Annotated in this window: 10 protein-coding genes; 5 read left to right on the top strand and 5 right to left on the bottom strand. The window is 65.6% G+C overall.

Annotation, left to right across the window (positions count from 1 at the left end):
* Positions 1-12: 12 nt before the first annotated feature.
* The 4 genes from J7E80_RS05820 to J7E80_RS05805 are packed head-to-tail and all read right to left on the bottom strand — an operon-like array spanning position 13 to position 3,644.
* Positions 13-1,158, bottom strand: a complete 1,146-nt coding sequence (locus J7E80_RS05820) for an adenylate/guanylate cyclase domain-containing protein (protein WP_251036492.1) — start codon at positions 1,156-1,158, stop codon at positions 13-15.
* On the bottom strand, positions 1,148-1,747 hold the full coding sequence (locus J7E80_RS05815; protein WP_215050528.1) for a PH domain-containing protein: 600 nt from the start codon (positions 1,745-1,747) through the stop codon (positions 1,148-1,150). The genes J7E80_RS05820 and J7E80_RS05815 overlap by 11 nt, the downstream gene beginning before the upstream one ends.
* Positions 1,740-2,699 carry a biotin--[acetyl-CoA-carboxylase] ligase gene (locus J7E80_RS05810; protein ID WP_215050527.1) on the bottom strand — a complete coding sequence of 320 codons (960 nt, stop codon included), beginning with the start codon at positions 2,697-2,699 and terminating at the stop codon, positions 1,740-1,742. Before J7E80_RS05810 ends, J7E80_RS05815 begins: the two co-directional genes overlap by 8 nt.
* Before the next feature lie 60 nt (positions 2,700-2,759).
* Complete coding sequence (locus J7E80_RS05805; RefSeq protein ID WP_215050526.1) at positions 2,760-3,644, bottom strand: NAD(P)-dependent oxidoreductase; 885 nt, start codon at positions 3,642-3,644, stop codon at positions 2,760-2,762.
* Between the two features lie 246 nt (positions 3,645-3,890).
* Here J7E80_RS05805 and J7E80_RS05800 point away from each other — a divergent pair, with 246 nt between their 5' ends.
* From J7E80_RS05800 to J7E80_RS05780, 5 genes are all read left to right on the top strand, one after another.
* Positions 3,891-5,474, top strand: a complete 1,584-nt coding sequence (locus tag J7E80_RS05800) for an acyl-CoA carboxylase subunit beta (RefSeq protein WP_215050525.1) — start codon at positions 3,891-3,893, stop codon at positions 5,472-5,474.
* 56 nt (positions 5,475-5,530) lie between these two features.
* Positions 5,531-5,767, top strand: coding sequence for an acyl-CoA carboxylase subunit epsilon (locus J7E80_RS05795; protein ID WP_215050715.1), 237 nt, complete (start codon positions 5,531-5,533; stop codon positions 5,765-5,767).
* Between the two features lie 75 nt (positions 5,768-5,842).
* The gene (locus J7E80_RS05790) at positions 5,843-7,528 is read left to right on the top strand and encodes a DUF885 domain-containing protein (RefSeq protein WP_215050524.1); all 1,686 of its coding nucleotides are present in this window, start codon (positions 5,843-5,845) and stop codon (positions 7,526-7,528) included.
* Positions 7,529-7,721: 193 nt separating this feature from the next.
* Positions 7,722-9,164, top strand: a complete 1,443-nt coding sequence (locus tag J7E80_RS05785) for a dicarboxylate/amino acid:cation symporter (protein WP_215050523.1) — start codon at positions 7,722-7,724, stop codon at positions 9,162-9,164.
* 78 nt (positions 9,165-9,242) lie between these two features.
* Positions 9,243-9,947 carry an alpha/beta fold hydrolase gene (locus J7E80_RS05780; RefSeq protein ID WP_215050522.1) on the top strand — a complete coding sequence of 235 codons (705 nt, stop codon included), beginning with the start codon at positions 9,243-9,245 and terminating at the stop codon, positions 9,945-9,947.
* Positions 9,948-9,977: 30 nt separating this feature from the next.
* Here J7E80_RS05780 and J7E80_RS05775 read toward each other — a convergent pair whose 3' ends face one another.
* The gene (locus J7E80_RS05775) at positions 9,978-10,574 is read right to left on the bottom strand and encodes a hypothetical protein (RefSeq protein ID WP_215050521.1); all 597 of its coding nucleotides are present in this window, start codon (positions 10,572-10,574) and stop codon (positions 9,978-9,980) included.
* Between the last annotated feature and the right edge of the window lie 7 nt (positions 10,575-10,581).

Below are 10,581 nucleotides of genomic sequence, written 5' to 3'. Positions count from 1 at the left end.
TCCAGGACCAGCTCAGTCCAGGACCAGGCCCTTACCCTGGCCGCGGGCCAGCATTACGGGCAGGATCTCGCCAAAGCCGCGGACGTTTTCCGCAGCTTTGGGTACCAGCACGAAGCGTTCGTCCTGGTCAAGGGCTGCCGCGGTCATGGAATCCACCAGCACGGTGCCCGGGTCGGCCAGCGTTGTCAGGCGTGCGGCAAGGTTGACGGTGGGGCCGTAAATGTCGCCAAGGCGGGACAGGATCCGTCCCCAGACCATGGCAACCCGCGCCTCGGGGAGGATCTCGTCGTCGGTGAAGGCCTGCGCCAGCGCCAGGGAGATTTCGGCGCCGGCAGCGGGGGTCTCGGCGATGTACAGGACTTCATCGCCAACAGTCTTCACGAGCCGGCCGCCGCCCACGGAGATAATCTCCGCGCATTTGTTCTCGAACCTCTGCACCAGCTTGGCGAGGGTCTTTTCGTTCATCCGCCGGGAAAGGCTGGTGTAGGACACGAGGTCGGCGAAGCCGACAGCCCGGGCGAGGGGCAGCGGCGCGTCGTCCTCGTCGCCTTCGCGGCCTTCCTCGCTGGCCTGCAGGCCGGCCTCGGCGCGGACGGCGAGGCGCTGGACCCCCGCGTTGAGCTGGCGCCGCCATGAATAGACGAGCATTTCCTCGAGGGCGTCCACGAGGCCGGGAAGTTCGTTGACCAGGCGCTTGCGGGCCACGGCGTCAGTGACTCCCTGCTCATGGACCATGTCTTCAACGAGGGCCTCGATCTGCCACACCACCATGCGGTCCGTCATCTGCCCGATGGAGCGGGTCACGGAAATCGCTGCATCTTCCGTGAGCTTGCCGGCGCGAACGAGGTCCACCACGGTGTTCAGGGCGGCCTGGTCGCGCTCGGTAAAGGCAACCTCCTCGTCGCCGAGGTTCGGGAACCCGAGGGCACGCCACAGCTTCCGCGCCGACAGCAGCGAGAGCCCTGCGCCCGCTGCCACTTCCCGGCGGCGCAGTTTTCGCTCGCCGCCGAGCAGCCTGGCTTCAAGGGCCTTCATGGCGATGCGCTCCGCGGACATCGTTCCGGTGGGAGGAGCCGCAGCGGCGGGAGTGATCTCGACGGCGTCTGTCGCCTCGCCGGCGCCCGGCTCCTGGCTCACGCGCTGGTCCTCATCGTTCATCTCTCCCACCTTCTCTCATATCCCGCGGGAATCCGGCATCGGACTCGTCCGGCGCGTGACCCCATTCAAACAACTCTTCCTTTGGAAGCTCGCTCAAAGCGTCCAGCACAAACCGGTGGAATGTGGCGACCTCCGGGACGTCCCGGAGCACGGCGCTGAATTTGTGCCCGGCATCCAAGGATATAGTCCCCGAGCGCAACATCCGCTGGAGCACCGTCTGGCTGACCGTGACATTACGCACTGATTCCAGGAACACCTGCTGATCCCGCCGCCGGAGCATGCCGTAGCGCGCCAGTATTCTCCGGTTGGTCAGGAAGTACCGCGTGGCCTGCCAGCGCAGCAGCCGCGGCAGGCAGTAGCCGCAGAGGACCCACAGCGCCAACAGCACGCAACCCGTCACCAGCCAGAAGGTCCAGTCGGCGGACACGGCCGGGACGAGGCGCTCCAGCCCGCCGCGGATGATCCAGGCGCTCGCGAAGGCAGCCAGGGCCGGCGCCAGAACAAACACCACCGCAGGAACAAACAGCATCCTGGGCTGCGGGCGAGTCATGACAATGACCTGCTCCCCCGGTAGGAGGTCTTTACGCATTACCGCTTTCTGTGGAGTGCCCCGGCGGTGACCAGGGGCGCAGGTGGATCACATCTCCGGCCGTCACCACATGCTCATGGGACGAGGCATCCACCACCAGGAGGGAGCCGGAGTCGTCGAGCCGGGAGGCATGTCCGATGATTTCGTGGTCGCCAGGGAGATGGGCACGCACCTGCTGGCCCAGTGTCACCATAACGGCTTCCACACGCTTGTGCAGGGACGGTCCGCCGGCGAGACCGGCTGTGGGGTCGCCGTCGGCGTTGCAGAAACTCCGGTAGAGCGTGCAGAACCGGGACAGGTAGCTCTTTAGCAGAGCGGTGCGGTCCACTGTTTCGGCAGCTTCAAGCTGCACCGAGGTGGCGGTGGGAACTGGCAGTTCGCCCTCGGTCAGCGTGACATTCAGCCCGGTGCCCAGGATCACGGGTGGCACCGAGCCGTCGCCCATCGGGCCGAGCTGGGCGAGGATGCCGGCAATTTTCCTGCCGTGGACCAGGACGTCGTTGGGCCATTTCAGCTCTGCCTGCAGCCCGGCCGTTTCCAGCAGGGCGTCGCGGAGCGCCAGGGCTGCCAGAAGCGAGAGCCAGGAGTAGGTCTGGGTGGGCAGCGGCCGGCCGTCTGCATTGACCGGCCGGAGAACGATCGAGACCAGGACGGAACTGCGCTCGGGCGCCTCCCAGGAGCGGTCCAGCCGGCCCCGGGCAGCAGTCTGATGCTCAGCGGTGAGGACGGCCAGATCCGGCCATGCCTTGGGCTCGACCGTGACCGCGCGCAGGAGGTCGGCGTTGGTGGAGCCGGTGACGTCAACTACCTGCAGCTGCGAAATGCCGTGGGCTGACAGGAATTCGGCGCTGGAAAGGGCGTCCCGGTCCAGCGCGGGCCGCTCCGGGAGCCCGTTCGTTCCGTTCAGGTTTTCCTGCGCTTCAGGGCTTTCGTCGGGGCGTGCGGCATCCATAGTTGAATCCTATCGAGTTGCCGGGCGGGAGCAGCCGATTCAGGGCACCGGTCAGGGAAGTCAGAGGAAGATGTCAGGTACGAGCTGGTCCTCGGCGGCGCCCAGGCTGTAGGAGCTGAAGTCGCTCACACCGGCGGCGGCGAGCACCTGTTCGTCCGTGTAGAAGTTGCCGGTTGGTGCAGCACCGTTCCTGAGATTGCCGCCGGTGAGCACAGCATGGGCCGCGTCCGCCATGATCTGAGGGCCGCGGGCAGCCCGGACGATCGACTCACCTCCCGGCATGTTCCGGATGGCTGCGGTATCGATCAGCGTGCATGGCCAGAGGGAATTGACGCGGATGCCGTCGTCCTTAAGCTCCTCCGCAAGTCCCAGCGTCGTCAGGCTCATGCCGTATTTGGCCATGGTGTAGGCGAGGTGCCTGCCCGCCCACTTGGGGTCAAGGTTCAGCGGCGGCGAGAGGGTGAGGATGTGGCCGGCTGACTTGCGCAGGGCGCGCAGGGCAAGCTTGGACAGCAGGAAGGTGCCCCGGACGTTAATGTCCTGCATGAGGTCGTACCGCTTCATGTCCACATCGTCCGTGCGGGAGAGGTCAATGGCTGACGCGTTGTTGATCACGACGTCGATCCCGCCACAACGTTCGACGGCGGTGGCCACCGCGCGCGCAACGTCGTCGTCATTGCGGACGTCCCCGACCAGGGGAACCGCCCGTCCACCGGCGGCTTCGATCTCTTCAGCGGCACTGAAGACGGTGCCTTGGAGTTTCGCATGCTGCTGGCCGGTCTTGGCCAGCAGGACTATGTTGGCCCCGTCACGGGCGGCGCGCAGGGCGATGGCGAGGCCGATGCCGCGGCTGCCGCCGGACATCAGAATGGTCCGGCCCTTGAGAGAGCCCGTGGCCTGGTAGGGCGTTGCAGTGGCGGGAAAAGCGTCGTTGCTTGAGGTCATAAAGACACTCTAGCCGCATTATGTTACTCGCGGGTAACATACACGCCCCCGCTGAGGTGGGAGATGAAAATTGTAGGATCCCTACAGCAGCACACGGAATCGGCGTCACTAGACTAGCCATCAGGGCCTTGGATTTGTGCGGAAGCTACTTAATGGAGTTGCTGCGACACCGCATCAGGGATCCCGTTTACGCTGCTGCAGCATGCATCAGCTGCAGCACAACAGCTACAGAGCCGGAGAAACTTCATGAGCCACGACCTGACCACGACGGCGGGAAAGATTGCCGATTTCCGCGACCGCCAGGCCAGCGCCGAGCAGCCCTCCGGCCCGGAAGCAATCGAAAAGCAGCACGCCCGCGGCAAGAACACGGCCCGTGAGCGCATCGACCTCCTCGTGGACGCCGGCTCCTTCGTCGAGTTCGATGCCCTGGCCGTACACCGGTCCACGGCCTTCGGCATGGAAAAGAAGAAGCCGCTCGGCGACGGCGTCGTCTCCGGCTACGGCACTGTTGACGGCCGCCTCGTGGCGCTCTACAGCCAGGACTTCAGCGTCTACGGCGGATCACTGAGCCAGGTCAACGGCGAAAAGATCGTCAAGGTCCAGGAATTCGCGCTGCGCAACGGCTGCCCTGTGGTGGGCATCAACGACGGCGGCGGTGCTCGAATCCAGGAAGGCGTGGCGTCGCTGGCGATGTTCGCGGACATCTTCCGCAACAACGTGCACGCCTCAGGCGTCGTCCCCCAGATCTCCCTCATCATGGGCCCCTGCGCCGGCGGCGCCGCATACTCCCCCGCCCTTACCGACTATGTGGTGATGGTGGACAAGACCTCCCACATGTTCATCACCGGCCCCGACGTCATCAAGACCGTCACCGGCGAAGACGTGGACATGGAGACCCTCGGGGGCGCCCGGCAGCACAACGCCACGACGGGAACGTCCACCTACCTGGCCTCGGATGAAGCCGATGCGATCGAGTTCGTCCGGGAACTGCTGGACTTCCTTCCCTCCAACAACCTCTCCGAAGCTCCCGTCCTGGAGCACCAGCAGGAGCTGGAGCTCGACGACGACGATCTCGCCTTGGATACGCTGATCCCGGACTCCGCGAACCAGCCTTACGACATGCGCAAGGTCATTGAGCAGATCGTGGACGACGCCCACTTCCTTGAAATGCAGTCCCTCTACGCTCCGAACGTGATCATCGGCTACGGCCGGGTTGAGGGCCACACCGTCGGCATCGTGGCCAACCAGCCCATGCAGTTCGCCGGCACTCTGGACATTTCGGCTTCGGAAAAAGCGGCACGCTTCGTCCGGCACTGCGACGCGTTCAACATCCCCATCATCACCCTGGTGGACGTGCCCGGCTTCCTCCCCGGCAAGGACCAGGAGTTCCAGGGCATCATCCGTCGCGGCGCCAAGCTCCTGTACGCCTACGCGGAGGCCACGGTGCCTAAGCTGACCGTGATCACCCGGAAGGCCTACGGCGGAGCCTACATCGTGATGGGCTCGAAGAAGCTCGGCGCCGACCTCAACCTCGCCTGGCCCACGGCCCAGATCGGCGTCATGGGCGCGCAGGGCGCCGTCAACATCCTGTACCGCCGCGATCTCGCCGCAGTCGCCGCGGCAGGCGGCGACGTCGAGGCCAAGCGTGCCGAGGTCATCCGCCAGTACGAGGAAGAGCTGCTCAACCCGTACCAGGCAGCAGAACTCGGTTACATTGACGCGGTTATCGCACCGTCAGATACGCGCCTCCAGATCATCAAGGGACTTCGGGCGCTCCGCGACAAGCGCGCCAGCCTCCCCACCAAGAAGCACGGAAACATCCCGCTGTGAGCCCGGCAACCGATCCTGCTGCAAACCCGCCGGCTGAGCTTGAGGCCACCACCCCGCTGGTTGAGCTTGTCAAAATCCAGGCGGGTGGGCCTGTCGAAACCCCGCTCTTCTCTGTCGTCAAAGGGGAACCGACACCTGAGGAGCTGGCGGCGCTGACCGCCGTCGTGCTTTCCATCGCATCTGCCGAAGCGGCTGACTCCAGGAAGCCCAGCGTCCGGCACTGGGTTCGTCGACAGCAACTGCGCCTGGGCCCGACCCCCGGCCCAGGGGCCTGGAAGCGCAGCCGCGGCTGAATCCGTCCCCACCGCCTCCGCGGCAAAAGTTCAGTAAGTCTTTCATAACCGGGTATGCGCGGTTAGTCTCGTGGGGTGACTAGTGAAACCCCAACCCCTGCGCGGACGCGGACCGGCATTGACGCCGTCGCCGACGCTTACACGGACACTCTCATCCGGCTCAATCCGAGCTTCGCCACCATCCTCGGCGTGCCCGGACACGATACGGAATTCCAGGATTTTTCGCCTGCCGGGATCGAAGAATTTGCCGCTGCTGCCCGCGACACCCTCGATGCCCTTGCGGGACTAGCTCCTGCCGACGACGTGGATGCCGTCACGCTGGACGCCATGCGCGAGCGCCTCGGGCTCCACCTGGAGATCCACGAAACGGGCTGGGACGCCGCCGAGCTGAACAACATCGAATCCCCTGCACAGAATATCCGCTCCATCTTCGACCTCATGCCGACGGACACCGAGGAGCACTGGAAGCACATCGCAGGCCGCGCGCACAACGTTCCCGGCGCGCTCCGCGGTTACATCGAATCCCTCCGCGCGGCCAAGGAAGCCGGCCGGGTCTCCGCGTCGCGCCAGGTAAGCATTGTGGTTGAACAGTCCACCAGGTACGCGGCTGAGGACGGCTTCTTCGCGAAGCTGGCGGCCGGAGCCAGGACAGCGGACGGCCTGCTGCCGGCGGCACTGCAGAAGAACCTCGACGACGGCGCTGCCGCGGCCCGGGCAGCGTATGCCCAGTTTGCCGCGTTCCTCCAGGATGAACTGCTGCCGGTTGCGCCGCACAAGGACGCCGTGGGGCGGGAACGGTACGCACTCGCGTCACGGTCCTTCCTCGGAGCCACGGTGGATCTGGAGGAAACGTATGCGTGGGGCGTGGGCGAGCTCGATCGGATCATCGCCGCACAGGATGCAGTGGCCGGGGAAATCCGCGCCGGGGCGACTGTTGCGGAAGCCAAGGAAATCCTGAACAGCGATCCCTCACGCCAGATCAAGGGCACCGACGCCCTGACGGCGTGGATGCAGGGGCTTTCGGACCGAGCCGTGGCGGAGCTCGCCGGCGTCCATTTTGAAATCCCGGACGTGATGAAAACCCTCGAGTGCCGGATCGCTCCCACAGCCGACGGCGGCATCTACTACACCGGCCCCTCCGACGACTTCAGCAGGCCGGGGCGGATGTGGTGGTCCGTGCCGGAGGGCGAAGACACGTTCACCACCTGGGCCGAGACCACCACGGTGTTCCACGAGGGTGTGCCCGGGCACCACCTCCAGATCGCCACTGCCGTCTACCGGCGCGAACTCCTGAACAGCTGGCGCCGGAACGTCTGCTGGACCTCAGGGCACGGCGAAGGCTGGGCGCTGTACGCCGAAAAGCTCATGGAGGAGCTCGGCTACCTCAAGGACCCCGGCGACCACATGGGCATGCTGGACATGCAGCGGATGCGGGCTGCACGGGTGGTCTTCGACATCGGCGTCCACCTCGAGCTCGCGATGCCCGCAAGCTGGGGATCCGGCCGCTGGACTCCGGAGAAGGGCTTCGACTTCCTCAAGGAAAACCTGGACATCAGCGAGGGGCAGCTGCAGTTTGAATTCGCCCGCTACCTCGGCTGGCCGGGCCAGGCTCCGTCCTACAAAGTGGGCCAGCGCCTCTGGGAGCAGATCCGGGCCGAGCTGGAAACCCGTCCCGGCTTCGACCTCAAGGAGTTCCACACCAAGGCGTTGAACATCGGCTCCGTGGGGCTCGATACGCTCAGACGCGCAATGCTGGGCTAGCCAGCGCTGATTGAGCTCGTCAAAATCAGGGCACGCGGGAGAGATATGCCACACGGACTAAGGGAATAACTTCACAAAAAGTTGGTTCTGTGCTGCATTTCCGGGCATCGGGACGGTTGATCGCTGCTACTTCCGCGTAATATTTCTCAACGTCGGGTGGAAGCTGTATTTTATGCGGCCTAGCTTTGTTGGCGTGAGCAATCGAACCACTTCTTCGTCGGCCGCGCGTTCCGGCTTCCAACTGCCCCGGTGGGCAGGTTCCTTCGGCTTCCAGATTATCGCCGCCTTGATCGTGGGGCTCGGGCTTGGGCTGCTGGCAAAGTACACCGGCAGCACCAAGGCCAGCCCCAACGGACTCGGCGCGACGCTGCAGACCATTGGCTCGAGCTATGTATCCCTGCTGCAGTCCGCCGTCGTTCCGTTGATTTTCACGGCAGTGGTGAGCTCCATCTCCAACCTCCGCGACGTCTCCAACGCGGCACGGCTTGCCTGGAACACCCTGCTGTGGTTTGCCGTCACGTCCCTGATCGCCGTGCTGATCGGCATCGGGCTCGGAGTGCTGCTGCAGCCAGGGGCCAACACCGGCCTGTCCGGAGAGGCCGGGTATGCCGGCAAGTCGGGCGACTGGTGGGCATTTCTGACAGGACTATTCCCTAAGAACTTCCTGGGCCTTGGCGCAAGCTCCACTGTGGCGGAAACCGGTGCTGTCACCACCGCCGTCAGCTTCAACGTGCTCCAGATCCTGGTGATCGCGGTCGCCGTCGGCATCGCCGCCCTCAAGGTGGGCAAGCAGGCTGAACCGTTCCTGGCCCTCAACGCCTCGGCGCTGGCCGTCATCCAGAAGGTCCTGTGGTGGATCATCCGCATCGCACCTCTGGGCACCGTAGGCCTTATCGGTAACGCCGTGGCTGTCTACGGCTGGGACACCATCGGATCGCTGGGCAAGTTCACCATCGCCATCTACATCGGACTGGCCCTCGTGATCTTCGGTGTGTACCCCACCCTGATCCGCACGCACGGACTGTCCGTCAAGCAGTACTTCTCCGGCGTGTGGCCGGCCGTGCAGCTTGCATTCGTGTCCCGGTCGTCCATCGGCACGCTTCCGCTGACCCAGCGCGTCACCGAGCGGAACCTGGGCGTCCCCCGCGGCTATGCCTCCTTCGCCGTTCCGCTGGGCGCCACCACCAAGATGGACGGCTGCGCCGCGGTCTACCCGGCCATCGCTGCCATCTTCGTTGCCCAGTTCTTCGGCGTCCAGCTCGACATCAGCCACTACCTGCTGATTGCCCTCGTGGCCGTCCTGGGTTCGGCGGCTACAGCCGGCACAACGGGCGCCGTGGTGATGCTGACGCTGACGCTGTCCACTCTGGGACTGCCGCTGGCCGGCGTCGGACTGCTGCTGGCCATCGACCCCATCCTGGACATGGGCCGCACTGCGGTCAACGTTGCCGGGCAGACACTGGTCCCCACCATCGTGGCCAAGCGCCAGGGGATCCTGGATGAGGCGCTCTACAATGCGCCGCGTTCCAGTGACCCCTTCGCGGATGACTCCCCTGCTGACCAGGCGGAACCGGCGGGTTCCGCTGAGGACCCCGCAATCATAGAGAGCCGGCAACTGGCCGACGCCAAGGCGTAACGGCCGGCAGGAATTTCAGTTGCGGAAACACGGCCGGCGCGCGTGCCGTCCGCCGTCATTGCAGCGTAGGGTACCGTCATGGACGTCATCCTGGTTCCCGGATTCTGGCTGGACGCTTCTTCATGGTCGGAGGTGACGCCCCCGCTCGTTGCGGCGGGGCACCGCGTCCATCCGCTGACACTTCCCGGGCTCGAGGCGCCAGATGCGCCACGGGCCGGCATCGGCCTGCGGGACCACGTCGACGCGGTTGTGGCCGCGGTGGACGCCATCGATGCCCCCGTGGTGCTCGTCGGCCACTCCGGCGGCGGAGCCATCATCCATGGCGTGGTTGACGCCCGCCCCGACCGCGTTGCCCGTGCCGTCTATGTGGACAGCGGGCCGCTTGGTGAGGGTGGCGTCATCAACGACCAGCTGCCCGCCGACGGGGACGAAATACCCCTGCCGCCATGGGACGGCTTTGACGAGGAGGACCTCGTGGACCTGGACGCCGAACTGCGGGCCGAGTTCCGGGAGCGTGCCATACCGCAGCCGAAAGGTGTCGCATACGACAAGCAGCACCTCCACGACGAGCGCCGCTACGACGTCCCTGCCACGGTGATCGCCTGTGAATTCCCGACGTCCTTGCTTACTGAATGGATGGACGCGCGCCACCCCTACGTAGAGGAGCTCGCGCGCATCCGCGACGTGGAGCTGGTGGACCTGCCCACGGGCCACTGGCCACAATTCACCAAACCGGCCGAGCTGGGCGAGGCCCTCCTTGCCGCCGTGAACCGGGCAGCATAGGGCAGACGCGAGCCGGGTGCATCCGGAGCGTCAGCGACGTCCGCTGATCACGCCCCGCTCCACTGCCTTGGTGACTGCATCCGCCTCGGCCTGTGTCAGGGTGCCATCTGAAACAGCCTGATCGAGACGCGGCTTCAGCGCTGCCGCCCGGCTCTTCTGCGCCTCGGTGCGCAGTTCTTCCAGGGCGGTCTTGACCTTGGCCTCGTCGATACCGAGGGACTTTGCCAGGGACGCAGCCAGCGCGCCCTCCATCGCCGACCGGTCCAGTTTCCGCCTGTCCGGTTTCCGCCTGTCCGGTTTCTGCCCGTCCGGTTTCTGTCCGTCCGCAGGGGGACCGGGAGGCCGGTTTGCATCCCGGAAGTCCCTGAGCGCGTCTGCAACTTTGGCCTCATCCACGCCCAGCTTGGCCGCCAGCGCTGCAACCTGCGCGCCGCGGTCCCCGTGGTGGTGTCCGTGCTTGCCGCCTCCCAGCTTGTGATCATCGGGTACGGGGGTAGCGGAGGGGCTGCCGGACGTGGGAGTCGGGGTAACCGTCGTCGCCGCGGCCATTCCTGTCACGCCAAATCCTGCAGCGAGCGCCACGGCCGCCCCGCTGAGGCTGAGTGCCACCTTCTTCGTAAGATTCATGATCTTC

Origin of the sequence: Arthrobacter sp. ISL-28 (assembly GCF_018613875.1) — a bacterium.
In the GTDB taxonomy this organism is placed as follows: Bacteria; Actinomycetota; Actinomycetes; order Actinomycetales; family Micrococcaceae; genus Arthrobacter.
The sequence above is the reverse complement of the archived record's forward strand: the minus strand, read 5'-3'. Positions and strand labels throughout refer to the sequence as shown.